This window comes from Gulosibacter sediminis (genome assembly GCF_023370115.1).
Classification (GTDB): Bacteria; Actinomycetota; Actinomycetes; order Actinomycetales; family Microbacteriaceae; genus Gulosibacter; species Gulosibacter sediminis_A.
On record NZ_CP097160.1, the window covers coordinates 2,137,331 to 2,161,951 of the forward strand.

Annotated in this window: 29 protein-coding genes and 1 pseudogene; all 30 read right to left on the reverse strand. The window is 64.2% G+C overall.

Annotation, left to right across the window (positions count from 1 at the left end; genetic code table 11):
- Positions 1–68 precede the first annotated feature (68 nt).
- A complete protein-coding gene (locus tag M3M28_RS09825; RefSeq protein ID WP_249386294.1) occupies positions 69–665 on the reverse strand; it encodes an adenylate kinase in 597 nt (198 codons plus the stop codon).
- Positions 662–2,023: a preprotein translocase subunit SecY gene (secY, locus tag M3M28_RS09830; protein WP_249386295.1), complete on the reverse strand. Its 1,362-nt coding sequence runs from the start codon at positions 2,021–2,023 to the stop codon at positions 662–664. Before secY ends, M3M28_RS09825 begins: the two co-directional genes overlap by 4 nt.
- 72 nt (positions 2,024–2,095) lie before the next feature.
- Positions 2,096–2,566 carry a 50S ribosomal protein L15 gene (gene rplO, locus M3M28_RS09835; protein ID WP_249386296.1) on the reverse strand — a complete coding sequence of 157 codons (471 nt, stop codon included), beginning with the start codon at positions 2,564–2,566 and terminating at the stop codon, positions 2,096–2,098.
- Positions 2,566–2,754, reverse strand: a complete 189-nt coding sequence (gene rpmD / locus M3M28_RS09840) for a 50S ribosomal protein L30 (RefSeq protein WP_125106985.1) — start codon at positions 2,752–2,754, stop codon at positions 2,566–2,568. The genes rplO and rpmD overlap by 1 nt, the downstream gene beginning before the upstream one ends.
- Complete coding sequence (rpsE, locus tag M3M28_RS09845) at positions 2,754–3,446, reverse strand: 30S ribosomal protein S5 (protein ID WP_283255719.1); 693 nt, start codon at positions 3,444–3,446, stop codon at positions 2,754–2,756. Before rpsE ends, rpmD begins: the two co-directional genes overlap by 1 nt.
- 32 nt (positions 3,447–3,478) lie before the next feature.
- Positions 3,479–3,838, reverse strand: coding sequence for a 50S ribosomal protein L18 (rplR, locus tag M3M28_RS09850; protein ID WP_249386297.1), 360 nt, complete (start codon positions 3,836–3,838; stop codon positions 3,479–3,481).
- A 2-nt stretch (positions 3,839–3,840) separates the two neighbouring features.
- Positions 3,841–4,377, reverse strand: coding sequence for a 50S ribosomal protein L6 (rplF, locus tag M3M28_RS09855; RefSeq protein WP_249386298.1), 537 nt, complete (start codon positions 4,375–4,377; stop codon positions 3,841–3,843).
- A 6-nt stretch (positions 4,378–4,383) separates the two neighbouring features.
- Positions 4,384–4,782 carry a 30S ribosomal protein S8 gene (rpsH, locus tag M3M28_RS09860; protein WP_249386299.1) on the reverse strand — a complete coding sequence of 133 codons (399 nt, stop codon included), beginning with the start codon at positions 4,780–4,782 and terminating at the stop codon, positions 4,384–4,386.
- Positions 4,783–4,888: 106 nt separating this feature from the next.
- Positions 4,889–5,470 carry a 50S ribosomal protein L5 gene (gene rplE, locus M3M28_RS09865; protein ID WP_249386300.1) on the reverse strand — a complete coding sequence of 194 codons (582 nt, stop codon included), beginning with the start codon at positions 5,468–5,470 and terminating at the stop codon, positions 4,889–4,891.
- 66 nt (positions 5,471–5,536) lie between these two features.
- Positions 5,537–5,875 (reverse strand): annotated as a pseudogene (rplX, locus tag M3M28_RS09870) (50S ribosomal protein L24); the annotation flags it as partial.
- 3 nt (positions 5,876–5,878) lie between these two features.
- Complete coding sequence (gene rplN / locus M3M28_RS09875) at positions 5,879–6,247, reverse strand: 50S ribosomal protein L14 (protein ID WP_125106979.1); 369 nt, start codon at positions 6,245–6,247, stop codon at positions 5,879–5,881.
- A 43-nt stretch (positions 6,248–6,290) separates the two neighbouring features.
- Positions 6,291–6,596, reverse strand: coding sequence for a 30S ribosomal protein S17 (rpsQ, locus tag M3M28_RS09880; protein WP_249386301.1), 306 nt, complete (start codon positions 6,594–6,596; stop codon positions 6,291–6,293).
- Positions 6,596–6,895 carry a 50S ribosomal protein L29 gene (rpmC, locus tag M3M28_RS12740; RefSeq protein ID WP_283255704.1) on the reverse strand — a complete coding sequence of 100 codons (300 nt, stop codon included), beginning with the start codon at positions 6,893–6,895 and terminating at the stop codon, positions 6,596–6,598. Before rpmC ends, rpsQ begins: the two co-directional genes overlap by 1 nt.
- A 2-nt stretch (positions 6,896–6,897) precedes the next feature.
- Complete coding sequence (gene rplP, locus M3M28_RS09890; RefSeq protein WP_125106976.1) at positions 6,898–7,314, reverse strand: 50S ribosomal protein L16; 417 nt, start codon at positions 7,312–7,314, stop codon at positions 6,898–6,900.
- A 3-nt stretch (positions 7,315–7,317) separates the two neighbouring features.
- Positions 7,318–8,070 (reverse strand): 30S ribosomal protein S3, encoded by a 753-nt coding sequence (gene rpsC / locus M3M28_RS09895; protein WP_249386302.1) that lies wholly within the window; start codon positions 8,068–8,070, stop codon positions 7,318–7,320.
- Complete coding sequence (rplV, locus tag M3M28_RS09900) at positions 8,070–8,447, reverse strand: 50S ribosomal protein L22 (RefSeq protein WP_125106974.1); 378 nt, start codon at positions 8,445–8,447, stop codon at positions 8,070–8,072. Before rplV ends, rpsC begins: the two co-directional genes overlap by 1 nt.
- A 23-nt stretch (positions 8,448–8,470) precedes the next feature.
- Positions 8,471–8,752: a 30S ribosomal protein S19 gene (gene rpsS / locus M3M28_RS09905; protein ID WP_019619546.1), complete on the reverse strand. Its 282-nt coding sequence runs from the start codon at positions 8,750–8,752 to the stop codon at positions 8,471–8,473.
- A gap of 15 nt (positions 8,753–8,767) precedes the next feature.
- Complete coding sequence (gene rplB, locus M3M28_RS09910) at positions 8,768–9,607, reverse strand: 50S ribosomal protein L2 (protein ID WP_249386303.1); 840 nt, start codon at positions 9,605–9,607, stop codon at positions 8,768–8,770.
- 18 nt (positions 9,608–9,625) lie between these two features.
- Positions 9,626–9,925, reverse strand: a complete 300-nt coding sequence (gene rplW, locus M3M28_RS09915) for a 50S ribosomal protein L23 (protein ID WP_125106972.1) — start codon at positions 9,923–9,925, stop codon at positions 9,626–9,628.
- Positions 9,922–10,572, reverse strand: a complete 651-nt coding sequence (gene rplD, locus M3M28_RS09920) for a 50S ribosomal protein L4 (RefSeq protein ID WP_249386304.1) — start codon at positions 10,570–10,572, stop codon at positions 9,922–9,924. Before rplD ends, rplW begins: the two co-directional genes overlap by 4 nt.
- Positions 10,573–10,576: 4 nt before the next feature.
- Positions 10,577–11,230 carry a 50S ribosomal protein L3 gene (gene rplC / locus M3M28_RS09925; RefSeq protein WP_249386305.1) on the reverse strand — a complete coding sequence of 218 codons (654 nt, stop codon included), beginning with the start codon at positions 11,228–11,230 and terminating at the stop codon, positions 10,577–10,579.
- Between the two features lie 8 nt (positions 11,231–11,238).
- A complete protein-coding gene (rpsJ, locus tag M3M28_RS09930) occupies positions 11,239–11,547 on the reverse strand; it encodes a 30S ribosomal protein S10 (RefSeq protein WP_019619551.1) in 309 nt (102 codons plus the stop codon).
- An 857-nt stretch (positions 11,548–12,404) separates the two neighbouring features.
- Complete coding sequence (locus M3M28_RS09935) at positions 12,405–14,069, reverse strand: hypothetical protein (RefSeq protein WP_249386306.1); 1,665 nt, start codon at positions 14,067–14,069, stop codon at positions 12,405–12,407.
- A gap of 203 nt (positions 14,070–14,272) precedes the next feature.
- Complete coding sequence (gene tuf / locus M3M28_RS09940; protein WP_249386307.1) at positions 14,273–15,463, reverse strand: elongation factor Tu; 1,191 nt, start codon at positions 15,461–15,463, stop codon at positions 14,273–14,275.
- 136 nt (positions 15,464–15,599) lie between these two features.
- The gene (gene fusA, locus M3M28_RS09945; RefSeq protein WP_249386308.1) at positions 15,600–17,714 is read right to left on the reverse strand and encodes an elongation factor G; all 2,115 of its coding nucleotides are present in this window, start codon (positions 17,712–17,714) and stop codon (positions 15,600–15,602) included.
- A 113-nt stretch (positions 17,715–17,827) separates the two neighbouring features.
- Positions 17,828–18,298 carry a 30S ribosomal protein S7 gene (rpsG, locus tag M3M28_RS09950; protein ID WP_249386309.1) on the reverse strand — a complete coding sequence of 157 codons (471 nt, stop codon included), beginning with the start codon at positions 18,296–18,298 and terminating at the stop codon, positions 17,828–17,830.
- Complete coding sequence (rpsL, locus tag M3M28_RS09955) at positions 18,298–18,669, reverse strand: 30S ribosomal protein S12 (protein ID WP_019619557.1); 372 nt, start codon at positions 18,667–18,669, stop codon at positions 18,298–18,300. Before rpsL ends, rpsG begins: the two co-directional genes overlap by 1 nt.
- A gap of 238 nt (positions 18,670–18,907) precedes the next feature.
- The gene (locus M3M28_RS09960; protein ID WP_249386310.1) at positions 18,908–19,360 is read right to left on the reverse strand and encodes a hypothetical protein; all 453 of its coding nucleotides are present in this window, start codon (positions 19,358–19,360) and stop codon (positions 18,908–18,910) included.
- 4 nt (positions 19,361–19,364) lie between these two features.
- A complete protein-coding gene (locus tag M3M28_RS09965; RefSeq protein WP_249386311.1) occupies positions 19,365–20,594 on the reverse strand; it encodes a hypothetical protein in 1,230 nt (409 codons plus the stop codon).
- Positions 20,595–20,713: 119 nt separating this feature from the next.
- Positions 20,714–24,595 carry a DNA-directed RNA polymerase subunit beta' gene (gene rpoC / locus M3M28_RS09970; RefSeq protein WP_249386312.1) on the reverse strand — a complete coding sequence of 1,294 codons (3,882 nt, stop codon included), beginning with the start codon at positions 24,593–24,595 and terminating at the stop codon, positions 20,714–20,716.
- Positions 24,596–24,621 lie beyond the last annotated feature (26 nt).

Here is a 24,621-nt window from a genome sequence, read left to right on the forward strand (position 1 = left end):
CTAGACCTGCCGCGCACGACGAGAGGGGGTGAACCTGTTCGGTTTCACCCCCTCTTGATGAAGAGCTGTTAGGCGCGCGGCACGCGTGCCTCGAGCGCGTCGAGGATGCGCTGCGCGACTTCCTCGACCGAGCCCATGCCGTCCACCTTGACGAGCGAGCCACGCTGTTCGTACACGCCGAGGATCGGCGCCGTCTCGTTCGCGTAGACGTCCTGGCGGTGGCGGATGACCTCTTCGGTGTCATCGACGCGACCGAGCTCCTGCGCACGCTTGAGCAGGCGGGCGACGACTGCATCCGTGTCGACCTCGAGCTGCACCACGGCGTCGATTGCCTGACCCTCGGCCTCGAGCAGCCCCGTGAGGAACTCGACCTGGCCGAGCGTGCGCGGGTAGCCGTCGAGCAGGAAGCCGCCCTTGGCGTCGTCCTGGCCGATGCGGTCCTGCACGAGCTCGTTCGTCAGCGAGTCGGGCACGAGCTCACCAGCGGCGGTGATCTCCTGCACTTTCTTGCCGAGCTCGGTGCCGTTCTTGATGTTCTCGCGGAAGATGTCTCCGGTTGAGATCGCGGGGATGCCGTAGGCCTCGGCGAGGCCGGTTGCCTGGGTGCCCTTGCCCGCGCCGGGAGGGCCAACAATCAGCAGTCGAGCGGGTGCAGTTTGCGTCATCGCAGAAGTCCTTCGTAGTTGCGTTGCTGGAGCTGGGCGTCGATCTGTTTCACAGTTTCAAGACCGACACCAACGAGGATCAGGATAGACGCACCGCCGAGGGGGAAGTTCTGGTTCGCCGAAACGGTGGCGAGCGCGATGAGCGGCAGCAGCGCGATAATTCCGAGGTAAATCGACCCCGGGAAGGTGATTCGGTTGAGCACGTGCGCGAGGTAATCGGCGGTCGGCTGGCCGGCACGGATGCCGGGCACGAAGCCGCCCTGGCGGCGCATGTTCTCGGCGACCTCGTCGGGGTTGAACGCGATGTAGACGTAGAAGTACGCGAAGCCGATGATGAGCAGGAAGTACGTGAGCATGTATGGCCACGTGTCGCCCGAAACGAAGTTGTTCTGAATCCAGATGACCCACTCGGGGGCGGTCGTGCCATCGGTCGGCGTGTTGAACTGCGCGACGAGCGACGGCAGCATCAGCAGCGACGAGGCGAAGATGACCGGGATCACGCCCGCCTGGTTCACCTTGATCGGGATGTAGGTCGACTGGCCGCCGTAGGTGCGGCGACCGACCATGCGGCGCGCGTACTGCACCGGGATGCGGCGCTGCGACTGTTCGACGTAGATGACGGCCACGAGCACGAGGAACGCGAGCACGATGATGACCGCGAAGGTGATGCCGCCGCCGGTGCCGCTCATGAGCGACCACATGGCCTGCGGGAACGAGGCGCAGATCGAGGTGAAGATGAGCAGCGACATGCCGTTGCCGACGCCGCGCTCGGTGATGAGCTCGCCGAACCACATGATGGCCGCGGTGCCCGCAGTCATCGCGGTGACCATGATCACCATGCGGATGATGTTGGTCGTCACATCGAAGCCGGTCGTCTCGGCGACGAGGTCGAGGACGTTCGAGCAGGCCGCGTCGGTGTTCGCACCGAAGAGGCCACCCGTGCGGGCGACGGTGAGCAGCGTGGTTGCCTGCAGCACCGCGAGAGCGATGGTGAGGTAACGCGTGTACTGCGTCAGCTTCGTCTGGCCCGACTGGCCCTCCTTGTGGAGCGCCTCAAAGTGCGGCACGACGACGCGGAGCAGCTGAATGATGATCGACGCGGTGATGTACGGCATGATGCCGAGCGCGAAGATCGACAGCTGCATGAGCGCGCCGCCCGAGAAGAGGTTGAGCATCGAGAACAGGTTGGTCTGTCCGTCGGTGTTCATGCCGTCCACACAGGTCTGCACGTTCGCGAAGTTCACGTGCGGTGCCGGGATGGTGGTACCCAACCGGTAAAGGGCGATCATGCCGAGTGTGAACAGGATCTTGCGTCGAAGATCCGGCGTTCGGAACACCCGTGAGATAGCACTGAACACGCGGGAAGCCTGCTTTCCTAATGTGGACAAACGAGAACGGGGCCGGTGAAAGCCGGCCCCGTTCTCGGGAAATTACTTGATGGAGCCGCCAGCGTCGACGATCTTCTGCTCTGCTGAGCTCGAGACCTTGTCGACGGCAACATTCAGCTTAACGGTTACCTCGCCAGTACCGAGCACCTTGACGAGCTCGTTCTTGCGAACGAGGCCCTTCTTCACGAGGTCCTCGATTGTGACGTCGCCACCCTGGGGGTAGGCCTGCTCCAGCTGGAACAGGTTCACCACCTGGTACTCCTTGCGGAACGGGTTCTTGAACCCGCGCAGCTTCGGGGTACGCATGTGCTGCGGCATCTGGCCACCCTCGAATCCGAGACGCACGGTGGTACGTGCCTTCGAACCCTTGGTACCGCGACCAGCGGTCTTGCCCTTCGAGCCCTCACCGCGACCCTTACGGATGCGCGACTTCTTGGCTCCCGGAGCCGGACGGAGGTCGTGCAGCTTGAGCTTGCCGTCCTCGGGTCCGGTCGTGTTCTCGTTGTTCGTCATTATTCGTTGATCTCCTCAACCTTGACCAGGTGAGCGACCGCACGCACATAGCCACGCAGCTGCTGGCTGTCCTCACGAACAACCGAGTCGCCGATGCGCTTCAGGCCGAGCGAGCGCAGGGTTTCGCGCTGGTTCTGCTTTTCGCTAATGACCGACTTGATCTGGGTCACCTTGAGAGTCGTAGCCATTAGGCACCAACCTTTGCAGCCTTGGCGGCCTCGTCAGCGGCGCGTGCCTGGTCGCGCAGGATGCGCTCCGGCACGACGTGCTCGACGTCGAGGCCACGACGGGCGGCGACGGCTCGCGGCTCTTCGAGCAGCTTGAGCGCCTCAACCGTCGCGTGAACGATGTTGATGGTGTTCGACGAGCCGAGCGACTTGCTCAGGACGTCGTGGATACCAGCGCACTCGAGCACGGCGCGGACGGGACCACCGGCGATAACACCGGTACCCTGTGCGGCCGGGCGGAGGAGGACGACGCCAGCGCCGGCCTCACCCTGCACGGGGTGCGGGATGGTCTTGAGCACGCGGGGAACGCGGAAGAAGTTCTTCTTCGCTTCCTCGACACCCTTCGAGATTGCCAGGGGCACCTCGCGAGCCTTGCCGTAGCCGACGCCCACGAGACCGTTACCGTCGCCAACGACGACGAGCGCGGTGAAGCTGAAGCGACGACCACCCTTAACGACCTTGGAGACGCGGTTGATGGTGACAACGCGCTCGAGGAATTCGTTCGCCTTGTCGTCGTCACGGCCACGGCCACCACGGCCGCCACGGCCACCGTCGCGCTGCTGACGGTCGCGGTTGCCGCTGCGGCGCTCGCGTCCATCCTCACGCTGGTTGGTCTCGCTCGAAGCGGCGGTCTCAACCGGGGTGTCGGTCATGTTGTCAGGGACGTTGTTCGTGTTGTTCTCGGTCACAGGTTCAGCCCTGCCTCTCGTGCTCCATCGGCAATCGCGGCGACACGGCCGGCGTACTTGTTTCCACCGCGGTCGAACACGACGGTCTCGACTCCGGCTTCCTTGGCGCGCTCGGCAACCAGTTCACCTACGCGACGAGCCTTGGCGGTCTTGTCACCGTCGAAGCTGCGAAGCTCGGCTTCCATGGTCGATGCCGAAGCGAGGGTGTGCCCCTTCGCGTCGTCGATGACCTGGACGAACACGTGGCGAGCGGAACGGGTAACGGACAGACGGGGGCGCGCTGCGGTGCCCTCGATCTTCTTGCGCAGCCGGTTGTGGCGACGGCCACGGGCGGCCTGCTTGCTCTGCTGAGCCATGCTTACTTACCAGCCTTTCCGGCCTTGCGGCGTACCTGCTCGCCCGCGTAGCGGATGCCCTTGCCCTTGTAGGGCTCCGGCGGACGAATCTTGCGGATGTTCGCAGCGGTCTCGCCGACCAGCTGCTTGTCGATGCCCTGGATCGAGATCTTGTTCTGACCCTCGACCTTGAAGGTGATGCCTTCGGGGGCGGGCACGTTGACCGGGTGCGAGAAGCCGAGTGCGAACTCGAGGTCCGAGCCCTTGGCCATCACGCGGTAACCGGTACCAACGACCTCGAGGTCCTTGGTGTAGCCGGCGGTCACGCCAATGATGTTGTTGAAGATGAGGGTGCGGGTCAGGCCGTGCAGGGCACGCGACTCACGCTCGTCGTCGGGGCGGGTGACGAGCACCTGGCCCTCTTCGACCTTCACCTCGATGGGCTCGGCAACGGTGAGGCTGAGCTCACCCTTGGGGCCCTTAACCGAGACGAGTGCGCCGTCAAGCTTGACCTCGACGCCGGCGGGGATTTCGATGGGAAGACGTCCAATACGCGACATTCTTAATCACCACACGTAGGCGAGGACTTCCCCACCCACGCCCTTCTGCTCGGCCTCGCGGTCAGTCAGCATGCCGGAGGAAGTGGACAGGATCGCGATGCCGAGGCCACCAAGAACGGTGGGCAGCTCGGTCGACTTCGCGTAGACGCGCAGGCCCGGCTTCGAAACGCGCTTGATGCCCGACAGAGCGGGACGGCGGTCCTGGCCGAACTTGAGCGAGAGGTTGAGGGTCTCGCCGACGCGGGCGTTCTCGACGCTCCAGTCGGTGATGTATCCCTCGCGCTTGAGGATCTCTGCGATGTTCTTCTTGAGCTTCGAACCCGGCATCGACACTGCGTCGTGGTGGGCGTTGCTCGCGTTGCGCAGACGGGTAAGCATGTCTGCGACGGGGTCGGTCATAGTCATGACTCGATATTTCCTTTCGCCTGGTTTCGACGCGCCGTACACGGCACGCCGACCTGTGGTGTTGCCCGCCGAGGGTTCCCGGCGGGCAATGGGCCAAACGTAGAGTCTACTTCAGGCCCGCGGTGAAGGGGAAGCCGAGAGCGCGAAGCAGTGCGCGGCCGCTCTCGTCGTCCTTCGCGGTGGTGACCACGGTGATGTCCATACCGCGGGTGCGGTCGATCCGGTCCGGATCGATCTCGTGGAACATAACCTGCTCCGTGAGACCAAAGGTGTAGTTGCCGTTGCCGTCGAACTGCTTGTCCGAGAGACCGCGGAAGTCGCGGATACGGGGCAGCGCGAGCGCCAGCAGGCGGTCGAGGAACTCCCACATGCGGTCACCGCGGAGGGTGACGTGGGTGCCGATGGGCTGGCCTTCGCGAAGCTTGAACTGCGCGATCGACTTGCGTGCGCGGGTCACCTTCGGCTTCTGGCCGGTGATCTGGGTGAGGTCGCTGATCGCACCCTCGATCACCTTGCCGTCACGAGCTGCCTCGCCAACACCCATGTTCACGACGATCTTCTCGAGCGCCGGAATCTGGTGCACGTTGGCAACACCGAGCTCCTCCTGGAGCTTGGCCTTGAGTTCGTTGCGGTACTTGACCTTGAGTCGGGGCTGGATTTTGCCAGCCGCCGTGGCAGTGTCAGTCATCTGCTACTCGCTGTCCTTCTTTGCTGCGGCCTTCTTCGTGGTCTTCTTCGCCGGCGCGGCAGCTGCGCTGTCGCGACGCGACGCCTTGAACTCACGGGTACGAACCGTCTTGGTAACGCCACCCTCGGTGACCTCTTCGACCTTGACGCCCACGCGGGCGGGCTTGCCGGTCTCGGGGTTCACGAGTGCAACGTTCGAAACGTGGATGGGGGCCTCGACGGTCTCGATGCCACCGGTCTTCGAACCACGCTGCGTCTGGCCGACGCGAGTGTGCTTCGTGGCGTAGTTGACGCCTTCAACGATGACGCGGCTCTGCGCGACGAGGACCTCGAGGACCTTGCCCTGCTTGCCCTTGTCGCCACCGCTGATGACCTCGACGAGGTCGCCCTTGCGAATCTTCGCCATGAGTTAGAGCACCTCCGGAGCGAGCGAAATAATCTTCATGAACCGCTTGTCGCGCAGCTCGCGGCCGATCGGGCCGAAGATGCGCGTACCGCGCGGCTCACCGTCGTTCTTGAGAATCACGGCAGCGTTCTCGTCGAACTTGATGTACGAACCGTCAACGCGACGGGTGGCCTTCTTCGTGCGAACGACGACTGCCTTGACGACATCGCCCTTCTTCACGTTGCCGCCGGGGATCGCGTCCTTGACGGTCGCGACGATGACGTCACCGAGGCCGGCGTAGCGGCGACCCGAGCCACCCAGAACGCGGATGGTGAGGATCTCCTTGGCGCCGGTGTTGTCGGCGACGCGGAGGCGGGATTCCTGCTGAATCATGTGTCAGTCTCCTTGGCTGTGTCCAGGCTTCGTAGGCCGGGGCCTACTTGGCCTTCTCGAGGATCTCGACCAGCCGCCAGCGCTTGGAGGCGCTGAGGGGACGGGTCTCGGCGATGAGCACGAGGTCGCCGATGCCGGCGGTGTTCTCCTCGTCGTGCGCCTTGATCTTGGTGGAGCGGCGGAGCACCTTGCCGTAAAGGGGGTGCTTCACGCGGTCCTCGACCAGCACGGTGATGGTCTTTTCCATCTTGTCGCTGGTGACGTAGCCGCGGCGGGTCTTGCGGTAGTTGCGGTGCTGCGCGGCAGCCTCGTTGACCTCGGCAGCCGACGCGTTCGTGGTCTCAGCCATTAGTTGGTCTCCTCGTTCTCGGCCTTCTCAGCCTTCTTCGCGCGAGTCTTCTTGGCCGGCTTCTCAGCCGGGGCCGGAGTCGCACGGATGCCGAGCTCGCGCTCACGGATAACCGTGTAGATGCGAGCGATGTCGCGCTTCACGGCGCGGATGCGGCCACGCTCTTCGCCCTGGCCGGTGGCGGCCTGGAAGCGCAGGTTGAACAGCTCTTCCTTGGCCTTCTTCAGCTCGTCGGTAAGACGGCCGTTCTCAAAGGTGTCGAGCTCGGTGATGGCGAGCTCCTTCGATCCAATCGCCATGTCTACTCGCCTTCCTCACGGGTAATGATGCGTGCCTTGAGCGGCAGCTTGTGGATTGCGCGCATGAGTGCTTCGCGGGCCAGTTCTTCGTCAACGCCGCCGACCTCGAAGAGGACGCGACCGGGCTTGACGTTGGCGACCCACCACTCGGGCGAACCCTTACCGGAACCCATGCGGACTTCGGCGGGCTTCTTGGTGAGCGGGCGGTCCGGGTAGATGTTGATCCAGACCTTGCCGCCACGCTTGATGTGGCGGGTCATGGCGATACGTGCGGCCTCGATCTGGCGGTTCGTCACGTATGCCGGGCTCAGGGCCTGGATGCCGTACTCACCGAAGGAGACCTTGGTGCCACCGGTTGCCTGGCCGGAACGGCCGGGGTGGTGCTGCTTGCGGTACTTAACTCGTCGTGGAATCAGCATGTCTTACGCCTCCGCTCCTGCGGCAACCTGCTCGTTGTTGCGGCGGTTGCGACGCGGACGGTCGCCACGGTTGTCGCGTGACGACTTCTGGTTGGCCTGCTCGCGAGCAAGCTCCTTGTTGGTGAGGTCACCCTTGTAGATCCACACCTTGACACCGATGCGACCGTAGGTGGTCTTGGCCTCGTAGAAGCCGTAGTCGATGTTGGCGCGGAGGGTGTGCAGGGGCACGCGGCCCTCGCGGTAGAACTCCGAGCGGCTCATTTCAGCGCCACCCAGACGGCCCGACACCTGGATACGAATACCCTTGGCGCCGGCGCGCTGGGCGCTCTGCAGACCCTTGCGCATCGCGCGGCGGAAGGCCACACGTGCTGCAAGCTGCTCAGCGATTCCCTGTGCGACGAGCTGAGCTTCCTGGTCGGGGTTCTTGACCTCGAGGATGTTCAGCTGGATCTGCTTGCCGGTGAGCTTCTCGAGCTCACCGCGGATGCGCTCGGCCTCCGCACCGCGGCGACCGATCACGATGCCCGGGCGGGCGGTGTGAATGTCGACGCGGACGCGGTCGCGGGTGCGCTCGATGGCGATGTACGCGATGCCGGCGCGGTCAAGCGACTCGGTGAGGTGCGTCCGGATGCGGATGTCCTCGTTCACGTAGTCCGAGTAGCGCTGACCGGGCTTGGTCGAGTCGGCGTACCAGCGCGAACGGTGGTCAGTGGTGACACCGAGGCGGAAGCCGTACGGATTGATCTTCTGGCCCATTAGTTCGCCGCCTTCTGCTCTTCGGTCTCGGGGGTCGAGACAATGACCGTGATGTGGCTGGTGCGCTTGTTGATACGACCGGCACGCCCCTGGGCGCGCGGACGGAAACGCTTGAGGGTGACACCCTCATCGACGAATGCGGTGCTGACGTACAGGTCACGCTCGTCAAGGAACTCGTTCGAGTTGTCTGCCTTGACGCGGGCGTTGGCGATGGCCGAGGCCACGACCTTGTACACCGGCTCCGAAGCACCCTGCGGTGCAAACTTCAGAATGGCAAGCGCTTCGAGCGCCTGCTTGCCGCGGATCAGGTTGACGACGCGGCGAGCCTTCTGAGGGGTAACGCGGATGTGACGCGCGCGGGCGATCGACTCCACCATAATTTCCTCCTTCACGCCCCCGCTTAGCGGCGGCGACCCTTCTTGTCGTCCTTCACGTGACCGCGGAAGGTACGGGTCGGTGCGAACTCACCGAGCTTGTGGCCAACCATCGTCTCGGTAACGAATACCGGGATGTGCTTGCGACCGTCGTGCACCGCGATGGTGTGGCCGAGCATGTCGGGCACAATCATCGATCGGCGCGACCAGGTCTTGATGACATTCTTCGAACCGGCTTCGTTCTGCTTCAGCACCTTCTGCAGCAGGTGCTCGTCAACGAAGGGGCCCTTCTTCAGACTGCGAGGCATCTTCTTGAACTCCTACTACTTGCGCTTCTTGCCAGTCGGGCGGCGGCGGACAATGAGCTTGTCCGAATCCTTGTTGGGCTTGCGGGTGCGGCCCTCAGGCTGACCCCACGGGCTCACCGGGTGGCGACCACCCGAGGTGCGACCCTCACCACCACCGTGCGGGTGGTCGATCGGGTTCATGACGACACCACGCACGGTCGGGCGAACGCCCTTCCAGCGCTTGCGGCCGGCCTTACCGAGGTCGATGTTCGACTGCTCAGCGTTACCAACCTCGCCGACGGTCGCGCGGCAGCGTGCATCCACGTTGCGGACCTCACCCGAGGGGAGGCGCAGCTGGGCGTAGGGGCCGTCCTTCGCGACGAGGCGGATCGAGGCGCCGGCCGAGCGGCCGAGCTTCGCGCCGCCACCGGGGCGCAGCTCAACGGCGTGCACGACGGTACCGGTCGGGATGTTGCGCAGCGGCAGGTTGTTGCCGGGCTTGATGTCGGCGTTAGCGCCCGACTCGATGATGTCGCCCTGCTTGAGCTTGTTCGGCGCGATGATGTATCGCTTGGTGCCGTCGAAGTAGTGCAGGAGCGCGATGCGAGCGGTACGGTTCGGGTCGTACTCGATGTGCGCGACCTTCGCGTTGACGCCGTCCTTGTCGTTGCGACGGAAGTCGATCACACGGTACTGGCGCTTGTGGCCACCACCGATGTGACGGGTCGTGATACGACCCTGGTTGTTGCGGCCACCGGTCTTGGGCAGCGGGCGCAGCAGCGACTTCTCGGGGGTCGAGCGGGTGATCTCGGTGAACTCCGAGACCGAACCGCCACGACGACCGGGAGTCGTGGGCTTGAAATTACGAATCGCCATTTTTACTCAGTCCTCCGGTTAGCCGACGTTCGAGAAGATGTCGATAGTGCCGGACTTCAGGGTCACGATGGCGCGCTTGGTGTCCTTGCGCTTGCCCATGCCGAAGCGAGTCCGGCGAGTCTTGCCCTGACGGTTAAGGGTGTTGATGCGGTCAACCTGCACGTCGAAGATGCGCTCGATCGCGATCTTGATCTCGGTCTTGTTCGCGTCGGGTGCCACCTCGAAGGTGTACTTGCCCTGGTCGATGAGGCCGTAGCTCTTCTCCGAGATCACCGGGCGGATGATGACATCGCGCGGGTCCTTGTAGATGTCGCTCATGCCTGCAGCTCCTTGTTGGTCTTCGCGGCGACGAAGCCGTCGAACGCGCTCTTGAGGAAGACCACGTCATCGGCAACGAGCACGTCGTATGCGTTCAGCTGGTCCGCCGAGAGCACGTGAGCGTGCTCGATGTTGCGCACCGAACGGCGGGTGAGAAGGTCGTCGTGCTCGACGATGACGAGCACGTTGCGGCCCTCGGCAGCGGTACGGAAAGCCGAAATCGCAGCCTTGGTCGAGGGAACCTCGCCGGTCACGAGTTCGGTGAACACGTGCACGCGGCCACCGCGGGCGCGGTCCGACAGCGACTGCAGCAGGGCTGCGGCAACCATCTTCTTGGGGGTGCGCTGCGAGTAGTCACGCGGGGTCGGGCCGTGAACGATGCCACCGCCGCGGTGCTGCGGCATGCGGATCGAACCCTGACGGGCGTTACCCGTGCCCTTCTGCTTGAACGGCTTGCGGCCGGCGCCCGAGCGCTCGCCACGGTTCTTGGTCTTGTGCGTGCCCTGGCGCGCTGCGGCCTGCTGGGCCACGACCACCTGGTGCACGAGGGGGACGTTCAGCTCGACGTCGAAGAGCTCGGCGGGGAGCTCAACGGTGCCCGACTTCTTGCCGGTTGCGTCGAGGACATCAATGGTGTTGGCAGCCATTTGGCTAGGCCCCCTTCACTGCGTTACGGACGAAAACGAGGCGGCCCTTGGCGCCGGGAACGGCACCCTTGACCAGCAGCAGACCCCGCTCCACGTCGATGCCGTGGAGGGTGAGGTTCTGGACGGTCACGCGGTCGTGACCCATGCGGCCAGCCATGCGCGTGCCCTTGAAGACACGGCTCGGGGTGGCCGAAGCACCGATCGAGCCGGGCTTGCGGTGGTTCTTGTGAGCACCGTGCGATGCGCCAACACCCTTGAAGTTGTGGCGCTTCATGGTGCCCGCGAAACCCTTACCCTTCGACGTACCAACGACGTCGACGAGCTGGCCGGCCTCGAAAAGGTCGACGTTGAGCTCCTGGCCGAGCTCGTAGTCTGCGGCGTCAGCGGTGCGGATTTCAGTGACGTGGCGACGCGGCGTCACACCTGCGGCCTTGAAGTGGCCGGCGAGGGGCTGCGAAACCTTGCGGAGCTCGATAGCGCCCGCGGCGATCTGAATGGCGTCGTAGCCGTTCTTTTCCTGCGTCAGGATCTGGGTCACGACGTTGGGGCTCACCTGAATAACGGTGAGGGGGACGAGACGGTTCTCTGCGTCCCACTGCTGGGTCATGCCCAGCTTGGTGCCGAGCAGCCCCTTGTAGGTCTTAGTAGCGGTAGACATGAATCCCTCTAGAGCTTGATCTCGATGTTGACATCGGCCGGAAGGTCGAGGCGCATGAGCGAGTCGACAGCCTTCGGAGTGGGGTCGACAATGTCGATCAGGCGCTTGTGGGTGCGCTTCTCGAACTGCTCGCGGCTGTCCTTGTACTTGTGGGGCGAACGGATAACCGTCACCACGCTCTTTTCCGTCGGAAGCGGGACGGGCCCAATGACGGAGGCACCAGCGCGAGTAACCGTGTCGACGATCTTGCGCGCGGAGCTGTCGATGACCTCGTGGTCATACGACTTCAGTCGGATGCGGATCTTCTGTCCCGCCATGTCCTACTCCTAATTCGTTCGGGCCGGTTTGGCCTCACATGCAATCTCGGCTGTGACCAGCTGAAAAGTGCACCACTGTTTATCTGTCAAGTTCACCTGCCCGGAGCGCGTGCGCTCAGGCTGATGTACGGCACGCGGGGATACGGTCGAGGTTTGCACCTCGGTGTTTCCGGTACGCACCGGAGCCGTGCTCTCCTGCCGCCGGACCCGCCTGCCTCCGAAAGAGTCGGGCGGCGAGTCACGTGTTCGGCAGTGATCCTGCTGCAGGCCGGGCACAACAGCACCACGGCACAACAGGAATGTTGAACTGGTTTAGTCTAGCCCGACATTTCAAGTTCATGCAACCCGGGCGTGTCGCGATTTCTCGCCCGCCATTCCGGGCCTCCGCCAGACGGTCCGCGCGGCACCTTCACCGCGCTCCGCCCCCCCACCACCCTACCGCCGTTTCCGACGCACCCGCACACCCGTCTCGCCCGCCGCATCCACCCTGTCCGCCGCATCCGCCGGCGTCGTCGGCTCGCGCGTGCTGATAGTAGGCGCCGTGGCCGTCGAGATCGCGTCGGGTGAGCAGGATGCGGTGTGCCATGTGCTCATCCTGCAGCGAGCGAGAGTTCGCCGGGGACTTTGCCCGGCGACTTTGAACAGGGGCTCCTCCACAGGGCGACCGGGAGGTCACGTCATCTGCTCGTCAAGTGGTCTTGCTGAAGGCCTGTGATGGGGCCGCCGGCACACCGCCACCAGCCGCTGCGCCGGGCCCCGTGACAAAGATGCGGTTTTCTCGTGGAGATGCAGCTGTAACTGCATCTCCACGAGAAAACCGCATCTCTCTGGTGGCGCCCCCGCGTAGTCAGCGTCGGCTAGAACTGCAGTTCGTCGAGACGGCCCTCGTCACGGAGGACGAGGTAGTTCTCCACCGCAGTGTCGAGCCACACCTCGGCGGTCTTGTAGAGGCTGACGACCCAGCCGGAGTCTTCCTGCACCACCGCGATACCGAGTTCGTCGAGCCCCAGGGCGCTAACAACCGGGATGTCTTCGAGGCACATCGGTTCAGAGTACGAATTGCTGACTTCGTAGCAGGTGCCGTCAATGGTGATCGTTTGATAGCCGTCGTCGATCGTGATGTTGTCGGGACGAATCATCGTCACCCCGTTGACATCGATCGTTGTGAAGCCGCCGCCAAACTCGTAGTCGCTGTAGGAGCTGTACCCGCTCCCCGACCCGAAGGACTGCGAGAACATCGAGAACAAGAGTCGTTCCGGCCGAGCGAAGGTCGCAACGGCCGTGTCGAAGTCGCCGCCGCCGAGCCCTAGTTCGAACACTGATTCGAGGGCCTGCATACCGGCTTCTTCGGGGCCCGAGGCACCATTCCCCTCGACAACGTCAAGGCTCGACAGCTTGTCGCCACTCATTCCACCAAGCGCGTAGTCGGCACCGCTCAGCATCATGCTCACGTACCACTTGCCGCCTTCGTACGTCGAGATCAACGTGTTGAAGTCTTCGTCGGCAAAGTCGAACGTCTGCGGGTACTCGTCGTCGAAGTTGTAGTCGCTCATCGCCTCCTCAGCGGCATCGTCAGCAGCCGAGACTGCTTCGCTTTCGCTCTCACCAGCGAGCAGTGCACCCTCGTAGGCGAGCGAGCGAATGACGCTTTCGGTTGCCTGAGTAATCGCCTCCTGGTCACCATCGACCGTGACCGTGCCCGCAGTGATAGTCACGCGTTCAACGCCCTCGGCGAGCTCCTCCGTCTCGTACTCGAGCCCCTCGGTCTTCGTCGTCGACGCTGAGGCGAGGTCGGCGAGACCGTCGCTCAGGCTGACACCGTCCCCGACATCGCCGAAGTCGCTCGCGAGCAGTCGCTCGGCCGCCGTGGTGAAGATGTCGGCCTCGCTTGGTGCGACCATGGCGAATGAGCCGAGGTAATCGAGGTTGGTTCCCGACGTGATGAGCTTGTCGACCGCTTCCTCCGCGGATGCGGCGCCCCGGCCCTGACCGCTGAAGAGTGCGATTCCGCCCCAGATCGCGCCGCCGATCACCGCAACGGCGGCAATCGCAGCGACGGGGATGAGCCACTTACGCCGGCGCTTCGGCGCCTGACCCTGCTGCTGCCAGGGGTTACCCGCGTTCGCGTCGTTGCCCGCGTATCCCTGTGATGCCTGGTAACCGTACTGCGGCTGACCGAACTGCTGCTGGCTCTGGCCGTACTGCGGCTGCTGACCGTAGCCCTGCTGAGGGACGTAACCCTGCTGCTGGTCGAACTGCTCGGCCTGTCCGTACTGACCTTCCTGGCCGTAGTTCTGCGGCTGACCATATGCCGGCTGCTGGCCTGATTGCGCTTGGCCATATCCCTGCTGTGCGGATCCATACGGCTGCCCCTGCGCATCCGCCCCATAGGCCGACCCGCCGTCAAGTTGATTCGGATGATTCCACTCGTGCTGGGGCCAGGCCTGGCCACCCTCCCCCTCAGGCGGCACTCCTCGCCACTGGTTCCCGTACGGGTCGCTCGGTGGTTGTTGGTTCGACATGCCTCACCCTTTTGCTGCTCAGAATTCACGATGGCCACAGACCTAAAGGCACACCTAGACATTGGAGTGCCCGAACCGCAGGAAAGTTCCCTGCAATCCAGCATGCCAGCAAACTGCCACCCGGCCAGCCGGTTATCCACAAGCCGGGAAAACGACTGCGGGCCGTACGCGATTGCGTCCGGCCCGCAGAGCGGAGTCAGAAACTACTTCTGGATCGAGGTGACGGTACCGGCACCAACGGTGCGGCCACCCTCACGGATCGCGAAGCCGAGGCCCTCTTCCATGGCGATCGGCTGGATGAGCTCGACCGTGATGTCAACGGTGTCACCAGGCATAACCATTTCCTTGCCCTCGGGCAGGGTGATGACGCCGGTCACGTCCGTGGTACGGAAGTAGAACTGCGGGCGGTAGTTCGAGTAGAACGGGTTGTGACGGCCACCCTCGTCCTTCGAGAGGATATAGGCAGTGCCCTCGAAGTTGGTGTGCGGGGTCACGCTACCCGGCTTGACGACAACCTGGCCACGCTCAACGTCTTCACGCTTGAGACCGCGGAGCAGGAGGCCACAGTTCTCGCCGGCCCATGCCTCGTCGAGCTGCTTGTGGAACATCTCGATACCAGTGACCGTGGTCTTCTGCGTCGGGCGGATGCCGACGATCTCGACCTCGGAGTTGATGGCGAGGGTACCGCGCTCGGCGCGGCCGGTCACGACGGTGCCACGACCGGTGATGGTGAAAACGTCCTCGATCGGCATGAGGAAGGGCTTCTCGCGGTCACGCTCCGGGTCGGGAACGTTCTCGTCGACAGCTTCCATGAGCTCGAGAACCGACTGGACCCACTTCTCGTCGCCCTCGAGCGCCTTGAGCGCCGACACGCGAACGACAGGAGCGTCCTCGTCGAAGCCCTGCGAAGCGAGGAGCTCGCGGACCTCGAGCTCGACGAGCTCCAGGATCTCTTCGTCGTCAACCATGTCCGACTTGTTGAGGGCAGCAACCAGGTAGGGAACGCCAACCTGCTTGGCGAGCAGCACGTGCTCGCGGGTCTGCGCCATCGGGCCGTCGGTGGCGGCGACAACGAGGATCGCGCCGTCCATCTGGGCAGCACCGGTGATCATGTTCTTCACGTAGTCAGCGTGACCCGGTGCGTCAACGTGGGCGTAGTGACGCTTCGGGGTCTCGTACTCGATGTGCGAGATGTTGATCGTGATACCGCGCTGGCGCTCTTCCGGAGCCGAGTCGATCGTCGCGAAGTCGCGCTGCACGTTCGTGTCCGAGGGGTACTTGTCAGCAAGCACCTTCGAGATTGCGGCGGAGAGCGTCGTCTTGCCGTGGTCGACGTGACCGATCGTTCCGATGTTTACGTGCGGCTTGGTCCGCTCGAACTTGGCCTTGGCCACTGTGGGTCCTCCTCAGGACTGTTACTGGAATCGCTCCACGATACAGCGCGGATCGAAACTATAGAACTTGGACAGATGAATAAATGTTACTCGGCCTAGCGCATGGCGCCTGACCGAAGCCTGAGCTTTGGGGAAGCTACTCGCCCTTGCTCTTCTGGATGATCTCGTCGGCAACAGCCTTCGGGACCTCCGAGTAGGAGTCAAACTCCATCGAGTACACAGCGCGACCCGAGGTCTTGCTGCGCAGGTCGCCGATGTACCCGAACATCTCGGACAGCGGCACGAGCGCGCGCACCACCTTGACGCCCGAGGCGTCTTCCATCGACTGGATCTGGCCACGACGGGAGTTCAGGTCACCGATAACGTCACCCATGTACTCCTCAGGCGTGCGCACCTCGACCTTCATGAGCGGCTCGAGCAGCGCGGGGCTTGCCTTGGGAGCGGCCTCCTTGAACGCCATCGAACCAGCAATCTTGAAGGCCATTTCCGACGAGTCAACGTCGTGGTACGCGCCATCAACCAGGATCGCCTTGACGCCGACCATGGGGTAGCCAGCGAGGATACCAACACGCATCGCGTCCTGGATACCCGCGTCAACCGAGGGGATGTACTCGCGAGGCACGCGACCACCGGTCACGGCGTTCTCGAACTCGTACACCTTGTCGCCCTCGACCTCCATGGGCTCGAGGCTGATCTGCACCTTCGCGAACTGACCGGAACCACCGGTCTGCTTCTTGTGGGTGTAGTCGTACTTCTCGACCGGGCGACGGAGGGTCTCGCGGTACGCAACCTGCGGCTTACCGATGTTCGCCTCAACCTTGAACTCGCGCTTCATGCGGTCGACAAGGATGTCGAGGTGGAGCTCACCCATGCCCGAGATGGTCGTCTGACCGGTCTCGTGGTTGAGCTCGACGCGGAACGTCGGGTCCTCTTCGGCGAGCTTCTGGATCGCGGTGCCGAGCTTCTCCTGGTCGGCCTTCGAGTTCGGCTCGATGGCCACCGAGATGACGGGCTCCGGGAAGCTCATCGACTCGAGGATCACGGGCGCGTCGATTGCCGAGAGGGTGTCACCGGTGGTGGTGTCCTTCAGGCCGATCGCGGCGTAGATGTGACCAGCGGTAACCGACTCGACTGGGTTCTCCTTGTTGGCGTGCATCTGGAAGAGCTTGCCGATGCGCTCCTTCTTGCCCTTCGTCGAGTTGAGCACCTGGGTGCCGGCCTCGACGTGGCCCGAGTAAACGCGGAGGTAGGTCAGGCGACCGTAGAACGGGTGCGCAACAACCTTGAACGCGAGCGCCGCGAAGGGCTCGTCGGTCGAAGGCTCGCGGATGATCTCGACCTCTTCGTCCTTGACGTCGTGGCCAATCATGGGCGGCACGTCGAGAGGCGAAGGAAGGAAGGAGACGACTGCGTCGAGCATCGGCTGGATGCCGCGGTTCTTGAACGCGGTACCGCAGAGCACGGGGAATGCCTCGCCCGCGATGGTGAGCTGGCGAATGCCGGCCTGGAGCTCTTCAATCGAGATCTCTTCGCCACCGAGGTACTTCTCGAGCAGCTCGTCGCTCGACTCTGCAACGGCCTCGAGCAGCTCAGCGCGGTACTCTTCGGCACGCTCGAGCAGGTCAGCCGGGATCTCCTCGATCTCAGCCTCGGCACCCTGTGCCACGACGCCCTTGGCGTCGCCGCGCCAGGTGAGCGCACGCATGTTGATGAGGTCGACAACACCGATGAAGTCGTTCTCGACACCGATCGGCAGCTGCAGCACGAGCGGCTTCACGCCGAGGCGCGACTTGATCGTGTCGATCGAGTAGTAGAAGTCCGCGCCGAGCTTGTCCATCTTGTTGACGAAGCAGATGCGGGGAACGTTGTACTTGTCGGCCTGACGCCACACGGTCTCCGACTGGGGCTCAACGCCCTCCTTGCCGTCGAACACGGCGACGGCACCGTCGAGGACGCGCAGCGAGCGCTCAACCTCAACAGTGAAGTCAACGTGACCGGGGGTGTCGATGATGTTGATCTGGGTGTCACCCCACGAGCAGGTCGTTGCCGCGGAGGTAATGGTGATACCGCGTTCCTGCTCCTGTGCCATCCAGTCCATGGTGGCGGCACCGTCGTGGGTCTCACCGATCTTGTGGTTCACACCCGTGTAGAAAAGAATGCGCTCGGTGGTCGTGGTCTTACCAGCATCGATGTGCGCCATGATGCCGATATTGCGAACCTTGTTGAGGTTCGTCTGCACTGCCTGTGCCACGGATGTCTCCCGTTGTGTTTGGAACTGAAAAAGCGAGGATTCGCCGGTTAACGCGGCTGACGTAAGACCGGCCAACATGAGTGCTTAGCACGTCACGTTGACCGGTCAACGAACTACCAGCGGTAGTGCGCGAAGGCCTTGTTCGACTCGGCCATCTTGTGCGTGTCTTCGCGACGCTTCACGGCGGCACCGAGGCCGTTCGAGGCGTCGAGGATCTCGTTGGTGAGACGCTCGGTCATCGACTTCTCGCGACGAGCCTTGGCGTAGCCGGTGAGCCAGCGCAGCGCGAGGGTGTTCGCGCGAAGCGGCTTGACCTCAACCGGAACCTGGTAGGTCGAACCGCCGACGCGGCGCGAACGAACCTCAAGGGTCGGGCGGACGTTGTCGAGGGCCTTCTTGAGGGTCGCGACGGCGTCCTGGTCGGACTTCTTCGCGACGTTCTCGAGGGCACCGTAAACGATGCGCTCGGCCTGCGACTTCTTACCGTCGAGGAGGATCTTGTTGATGAGCTGCGTAACGACCGGCGAACCGTACACCGGGTCGATCACTACGGGGCGCTTAGGCGCGGGACCCTTACGAGGCATTACTTCTCCTTCTTCGCGCCGTAGCGGCTACGGGCCTGCTTGCGGTCCTTGACCGACTGAGTGTCGAGGGCACCGCGGACGATGCGGTAACGCACACCCGGGAGGTCCTTCACACGACCGCCGCGCACGAGCACCATCGAGTGCTCCTGCAGGTTGTGGCCCTCACCGGGGATGTAGGCGGTAACTTCGGTGCCGTTCGAGAGCTTCACACGGGCCACCTTGCGCAGTGCCGAGTTCGGCTTCTTCGGGGTGGTGGTGTACACACGGGTGCATACGCCACGCTGCTGGGGGTTGCCCTTCAGAGCCGGCGACTTGGACGAGGTCACCTTGGGCTTGCGGCCCTTGCGGACCAACTGCTGAATGGTTGGCACTGGTTAATCTCCTTGGAATTGATTGTGCTTTCGCCTTGCTGCACGCGGCAGCTGCTCTGAAACTCGCGCCTCACCCCGTCGCGGCCGTGCATGGACGACGCTGGACTGGATACATGCTCTGCCTGGGCTGCGCCGGGCGAGCATCCCTACCGACCGCTGTGACCGCGGCGACGGCATGAATTTGAGGCACGCCAGAGGGCGGCGTACCGATCTAGTTTAACCAGACAGAATGTGCCGGTCAAGCGTCGCGTGTCGCTGAGGTCGTGAGATCCACACTGCGGAGGATGCTGGTGACGTCGGCGTCGACGCCGTCAGCCTGCTCGAGCAGGTAGGTCGCGACCGCGGTGAGCACGAGCGTATTGGCGCCGGCGGCGAGCAGTTGCAGTCGATAGCGCACCCGAACGGTTGCCCCAGCTTCGTCGCGCTGCAGCGTCGCGACCTCGACGCCGGGGCGTGGTTCCTCGAACGTCTCGCGTTCGAGGACCTCGGCGCCCGCCAACGTGAGCTGCTGACCGAGAATCTCATCGGCCTGCTGCGCACTGACCTGGCCCGGCCACTTGTCGAGGGTGACGAGTACGTTTGGATGGAAGTCGCCGGTCGCGGTGAGGTGGCGCACTCCCCCGAGTGTGCCCTCCCACTCGAACTTCTCCCAGCCGTTCGGCACCTCGAACGTCGCCGCGACTTGCGCCATGAAGCTAGCGCCCCTCGTCGAAGGTGATCGAGGTGCGCTGCGCCTCGTACTCGCGCTCCTCGGCAACCTTGCGTTCGTACTCGGCGCGCTCGGCGGCGTTGCGCTTCTTCACGCTGCGGCCACGAAGCGCCGCGATGCCACCGATCCACAGCGCGCTCTCGCGGCCCGTGATGAAGGCGAGCAGCGCGCCGGGCAGGTGCTCAGCCGAGCGGATGGCGGTCTCGAACGCCTCGTTCGACCACGCCTGGCCGTTCACGACGTCCTGGAAGGCGACGCCGACGTAGTAGCCGCCTCCGGTCAGCACGGCCGCGATGAGGCTCGCGACGATGTACGACCACCAGCCCGCGCGGTTCGCGATGAGCGACCACACGATGAGGAAGACACCGAACAGCGCGACCGGTACGTAGAACGGCGCCGTGCCCATGAACTCGAAGATGCCGCCGACGAAGTCGCCGCCGGTCGTGAAGATCACGCGGGCTGCCGCGAAGGCCACCGCGTAGAGCGCGCCGAACACGACGGTTGCGAGCAGCGCGGTGAAGAAGGCGAAGCCGCGGTTGCCGCGCTTGTCAGGCTCGACGATGAGGCCTTCGGTCGGCGACGTCTCGGCAGCGGGTGCCGGGGCCGGCGCTGCCACAGGTTCTTCGAGTGGCGTCGTCGCCGGGTCTGCGTCGGCGTAGATGTCGGGCTCGTCGGTGCGGTCATTGACCGCGGCGTCGGGCATATCCAACGGCGTCGCGTTCGTGTCGGCGGCGGACTCGGTCGAAGCATCCGCGCCAAACGCGTCGGCGTCGTACGCGCGCGTCGCGGTGTCGGCCTCGCCTGCCGGCGCAGCCACGGTGTCAGACGAGTTTGCCTCGAAATCAGCGGTCTCATCGACCGGGATCGAACGCGAGCGGGCCACGGCCTCGCTCAGACGCGAGTCGCCAGCAGGCGCGGCGGTCGGCGCGTCGAAGCCCTCGGCGGGCGTCTCGCGCGAGGTCTCGCCGTCAGCGCCGACGGCAAATGCGCTGCTCGGCTGCTCGGCAGCATCCGCCGGCGCCTCGGGCGCGGGCTCGGATGCGGTGCTGGGCTCGGAAGCTGGAGTCGGGTTCTCGACCGGCGCGTCCGTCGCCTGCGGCGCATCCGCCTGCTCGGGCTGCGAAGCAGCCGAGGCGGGACGCTGGGGCAGCAGGTGCGGGTCGACGGTCGTGCGGGGCCCATCGTCGTACGGCTGCGGTCGGTACTGGTCACTCATGCCGCCAGGCTAACGGTCAGCGGGCTTGTTTCCGCGCTACGGCACGCGGAAACGGGCGATGCCCCGAACCAACAGGTTCGGGGCATCGCTTCGGTGTGCGAGTTCGGTCGCGACGGCTTCTAGTTGAAGTCGATGCTGCCGAAGTCGTCGTTACCCGAGAACGAGTCGAAGTCAGCGAACGACAGGTCGTTGCTGAAGTCGAGCGCGTCGGCCTCGGCGTACGGGTAGCGCTCGTTGCGCGCCTCTTCGGTGGGTTCAACAACCTGCTCGGCGTACTCGGGCATACCGGTACCGGCGGTGATGAGACGACCGATGATGACGTTCTCCTTGAGGCCGAGCAGCGGGTCGGTCTTCTGCTCCATCGCGGCCTGGGTCAGCACGCGAGTGGTCTCCTGGAACGACGCGGCCGACAGCCACGACTCGGTCGCGAGCGAGGCCTTGGTGATACCCATGACCTCGGGACGACCCGACGCGGGGCGGCGGCCCTCGGCAACCGACTGGCGGTTGGTTGCCTGGAAGCGCTGACGGTCGACAAGCTCGCCGGGGAGCATGTCGGTCTCGCCCGAGTCGTTGATGGTGACCTTGCGCAGCATCTGGCGCACGATGACCTCAATGTGCTTGTCGTGGATCGGCACACCCTGCGAGTTGTAGACGTCCTGCACACCACCGACGAGGTACTTCTGCACCGCGGTGGTGCCGAGCACCTCGAGCACGTCCTTCGGGTCGAGCGGACCCTCAACGAGCTGCTGGCCGGGCTCGACGTGGTCGCCGTCCTCGACAAGGAACTCGGCGAAGCGCGACACCGGGTAGGTGAGTGTCTCGTCGTCCTTGTTGTCGGGCTCGAGCACGATCTTGCGCTGGCGCTCGGTGTCCTGGAACGTCACCGTACCGGCAACCTTCGCGAGCGGCGCCGCACCCTTCGGGGTACGCGCCTCGAAGAGCTCCTGCACACGCGGGAGACCCTGCGTGATGTCGGCCGCACCGGCGATACCACCGGTGTGGAAGGTACGCATGGTCAGCTGGGTACCGGGCTCACCGATCGACTGAGCCGCGATGATGCCGACGGCCTCGCCGAGGTCGGCGAGCTCGCTCGACGCCATCGAACGGCCGTAGCACTTGGCGCAGACACCGACCTGCGACTCGCAGGACAGCACCGAACGGATGGTGACCTCGCGGACGCCTTCGCCGAGCAGGCGCTCGATGAGCACGTCACCGACCGACTCGCCCGCGTGGGCGAGCACGTCGCCGGCAGCGTTCGTGACGTCGGTCGCGAGCGTACGAGCGTAGACCGAGTTCTCGACGTTGTCCGCGAGCGTGACGTTGCCGTCCTTGTCGGTCTGCGCGATCGGCAGCACGATGCCCTTGTGGGTACCGCAGTCGTCTTCACGGATGATGACGTCCTGCGACACGTCGACGAGACGACGCGTGAGGTAACCCGAGTCGGCGGTCTTGAGCGCGGTGTCGGCCAGACCCTTTCGCGCACCGTGGGTTGACGAGAAGTACTCGAGTACGGTCAGACCCTCGCGGTACGAGTGAATGATCGGGCGGGCGATCTTCTCACCCTTCGGGTTGGCCACGATGCCGCGCATACCGGCGATCTGACGAACCTGCAGCCAGTTACCGTTTGCACCAGCCGTCACCATGCGGTGAATCGAGTTGGTCTCGGGGAACTGCTCGCGGGTGTCGGCGGCGACGCGTTCGGTCGCCTCCTCCCACAGCGCGATGGTCTGGTCGCGGTACTCCTGCTGGGTCGACAGACCCATCTGGTAGTCCTCACGCAGCTGCGCAACCTTGGTCTCGGTCTCGGCGACGATCTCGGCCTTGGTGTCGGGAATCACGACGTCGGAGACCGACAGCGAGATGCCCGAACGCGTGGCCCAGTAGAAGCCCGAGTCCTTGATGCGGTCAAGCGTCGCTGCCACTACGTCCTTGTCGTACCGCTCGGCGAGGTAGTTCACCACGCCCGAGAGACGACCCTTGGTCATGACGTCCTCGAGGTACGGGTAGGTGTCGGGCAGCAGCTCGTTGAACAACGCGCGACCCAGCGTCGTCTCCTTGACGACCGGACGACCCTCGACGAAACCCTCGGGGGCCTCGGCCGGGTGGAACGTGACGCCCTCGAGGCGAATCTTGACGGGAGCGTTGAGGTGCAGCGTGCCCTCGTCCTGCGCCATGATCGCCTCGGCAACCGAGCCGAACACGCGGCCGGCGCCGACCGCATCCTCACGGAGGAACGTGAGGTGGTACAGACCGGCAACCATGTCCTGCGAAGGCAGGGTCACGGGGCGGCCGTCGGACGGCTTGAGGATGTTGTTCGACGCGAGCATGAGCACGCGGGCCTCGGCCTGTGCCTCGACCGAAAGCGGCAGGTGCACGGCCATCTGGTCACCGTCGAAGTCGGCGTTGAACGCCGAGCAAGCGAGCGGGTGCAGCTGGATCGCCTTACCCTCGACGAGCTGCGGCTCGAACGCCTGGATGCCGAGACGGTGCAGCGTAGGCGCACGGTTCAGCAGCACGGGGCGCTCGCGGATGACCTCTTCGAGGACGTCCCACACCTCGGGCTTGGCGCGCTCAACGGCGCGCTTCGCGGCCTTGATGTTGCTCGCGTGGCCGAGGTCGATAAGGCGCTTGATCACGTACGGCTTGAACAGCTCGAGTGCCATCTGCTTCGGCAGACCGCACTGGTGCATCTGCAGCTGCGGGCCAACGATAATCACCGAACGACCCGAGTAGTCGACGCGCTTACCGAGCAGGTTCTGGCGGAAACGACCCTGCTTACCCTTCAGCATGTCGCTGAGGGACTTGAGGGCACGGTTACCGGTACCGGTGACGGGGCGACCGCGGCGGCCGTTGTCGAACAGTGCGTCGACGGCCTCCTGCAGCATGCGCTTCTCGTTGTTCACGATGATCTCGGGCGCACCGAGCTCAAGCAGACGCATGAGGCGGTTGTTGCGGTTGATCACGCGACGGTAGAGGTCGTTGAGGTCGCTCGTTGCGAAGCGGCCACCATCGAGCTGCACCATCGGGCGCAGCTCCGGCGGGATCACGGGGATCACGTCGAGGACCATCGCGGCCGGCTTGTTCTCGGTCTGGAGGAACGCCGTGACGACCTTGAGTCGCTTGATGGCGCGGATCTTCTTCTGACCCTTGCCGTTCTGGATCTGGTCGCGCAGCAGTTCGGCCTCGGTGGCGAGGTCGAAGTCCTGCAGGCGGCGCTTGATCGCCTCGGCGCCCATGTAGGCCTCGAAGTAGTCACCGTAGCGGTCGATGAGCTCGGCGAAGTCGGCGTCGTCCGGCTTGAGCTCGCCAACCTTCAGGTTCTTGAAGCCCTCGTAGACGCGCTCGATCTGCGCGATGTCGTTGTCGACCTCCTTGCGAATCCGAGCCATTTCCTTCTCGGCCGCATCCTTGGTCTTCTTCTTCTGGTCGGCGGTTGCGCCTTCTTCCTCGAGTGCCTCGAGGTCCTTCTCAAGCTGCGCCATCCGCTCGTTGATCTGCGAATCGCGCTGCTTGCCGCGGGTGTCGACCTCGAGGTTCTTCTCCTTTTCGAGGTCGGTCAGGTCGTCACGACGACCCTCTTCGTCGATCTCGACCACCATGTAGGCGGCGAAGTAGATGACCTTCTCGAGGTCCTTCGGCGCCATGTCGAGCAGGTAGCCGAGGCGCGAAGGAACACCCTTGAAGTACCAGATGTGCGTCACGGGCGCGGCGAGCTTGATGTGGCCCATGCGCTCACGGCGCACCGCCGACTTCGTCACCTCAACGCCGCAGCGCTCACAGATGATGCCCTTAAAGCGCACGCGCTTGTACTTACCGCAGGCGCACTCCCAGTCGCGCGAGGGGCCGAAGATCTGCTCACCGAACAGACCGTCCTTCTCGGGCTTGAGGGTGCGGTAGTTGATGGTCTCGGGCTTCTTTACCTCGCCACGCGACCAACCGAGGATGTCCTCGCTAGTTGCCAGCCCGATGCTGATGCTGTCGAACTTAGTTGCGTCGATCAATTCTTGATTCTCCCTAGGAACAAAGC

Bases quoted from the DNA above. Each gene is read 5' to 3' on its own strand.
- rpsJ (WP_019619551.1), bottom strand. From the start codon at position 11,547: ATGGCGGGACAGAAGATCCGCATCCGACTGAAGTCGTATGACCACGAG.
- rpsS (WP_019619546.1), bottom strand. From the start codon at position 8,752: ATGCCTCGCAGTCTGAAGAAGGGCCCCTTCGTTGACGAGCACCTGCTG.
- M3M28_RS09935 (WP_249386306.1), bottom strand. From the start codon at position 14,069: ATGTCGAACCAACAACCACCGAGCGACCCGTACGGGAACCAGTGGCGA.
- rpmC (WP_283255704.1), bottom strand. From the start codon at position 6,895: ATGGCGATTGGATCGAAGGAGCTCGCCATCACCGAGCTCGACACCTTT.
- rplF (WP_249386298.1), bottom strand. From the start codon at position 4,377: ATGTCGCGTATTGGACGTCTTCCCATCGAAATCCCCGCCGGCGTCGAG.
- rpsC (WP_249386302.1), bottom strand. From the start codon at position 8,070: ATGGGCCAGAAGATCAATCCGTACGGCTTCCGCCTCGGTGTCACCACT.
- rplB (WP_249386303.1), bottom strand. From the start codon at position 9,607: ATGGCGATTCGTAATTTCAAGCCCACGACTCCCGGTCGTCGTGGCGGT.
- rplO (WP_249386296.1), bottom strand. From the start codon at position 2,566: ATGACGAACAACGAGAACACGACCGGACCCGAGGACGGCAAGCTCAAG.
- rplN (WP_125106979.1), bottom strand. From the start codon at position 6,247: ATGATTCAGCAGGAATCCCGCCTCCGCGTCGCCGACAACACCGGCGCC.
- rpmD (WP_125106985.1), bottom strand. From the start codon at position 2,754: ATGGCTACGACTCTCAAGGTGACCCAGATCAAGTCGGTCATTAGCGAA.
- rplR (WP_249386297.1), bottom strand. From the start codon at position 3,838: ATGGCTCAGCAGAGCAAGCAGGCCGCCCGTGGCCGTCGCCACAACCGG.
- rpsG (WP_249386309.1), bottom strand. From the start codon at position 18,298: ATGCCTCGTAAGGGTCCCGCGCCTAAGCGCCCCGTAGTGATCGACCCG.
- rpsQ (WP_249386301.1), bottom strand. From the start codon at position 6,596: ATGGCTGAGACCACGAACGCGTCGGCTGCCGAGGTCAACGAGGCTGCC.
- rplD (WP_249386304.1), bottom strand. From the start codon at position 10,572: ATGGCTGCCAACACCATTGATGTCCTCGACGCAACCGGCAAGAAGTCG.
- M3M28_RS09825 (WP_249386294.1), bottom strand. From the start codon at position 665: ATGACGCAAACTGCACCCGCTCGACTGCTGATTGTTGGCCCTCCCGGC.
- rpsH (WP_249386299.1), bottom strand. From the start codon at position 4,782: ATGACTATGACCGACCCCGTCGCAGACATGCTTACCCGTCTGCGCAAC.
- rplW (WP_125106972.1), bottom strand. From the start codon at position 9,925: ATGAGCGACATCTACAAGGACCCGCGCGATGTCATCATCCGCCCGGTG.
- M3M28_RS09960 (WP_249386310.1), bottom strand. From the start codon at position 19,360: ATGGCGCAAGTCGCGGCGACGTTCGAGGTGCCGAACGGCTGGGAGAAG.
- rplE (WP_249386300.1), bottom strand. From the start codon at position 5,470: ATGACTGACACTGCCACGGCGGCTGGCAAAATCCAGCCCCGACTCAAG.
- rplV (WP_125106974.1), bottom strand. From the start codon at position 8,447: ATGGTGGAGTCGATCGCCCGCGCGCGTCACATCCGCGTTACCCCTCAG.
- M3M28_RS09965 (WP_249386311.1), bottom strand. From the start codon at position 20,594: ATGAGTGACCAGTACCGACCGCAGCCGTACGACGATGGGCCCCGCACG.
- rplC (WP_249386305.1), bottom strand. From the start codon at position 11,230: ATGTCTACCGCTACTAAGACCTACAAGGGGCTGCTCGGCACCAAGCTG.
- rplP (WP_125106976.1), bottom strand. From the start codon at position 7,314: ATGCTGATTCCACGACGAGTTAAGTACCGCAAGCAGCACCACCCCGGC.
- rpsE (WP_283255719.1), bottom strand. From the start codon at position 3,446: ATGACCGACACCCCGGTTGAGACCGCCGCTTCGAGCGAGACCAACCAG.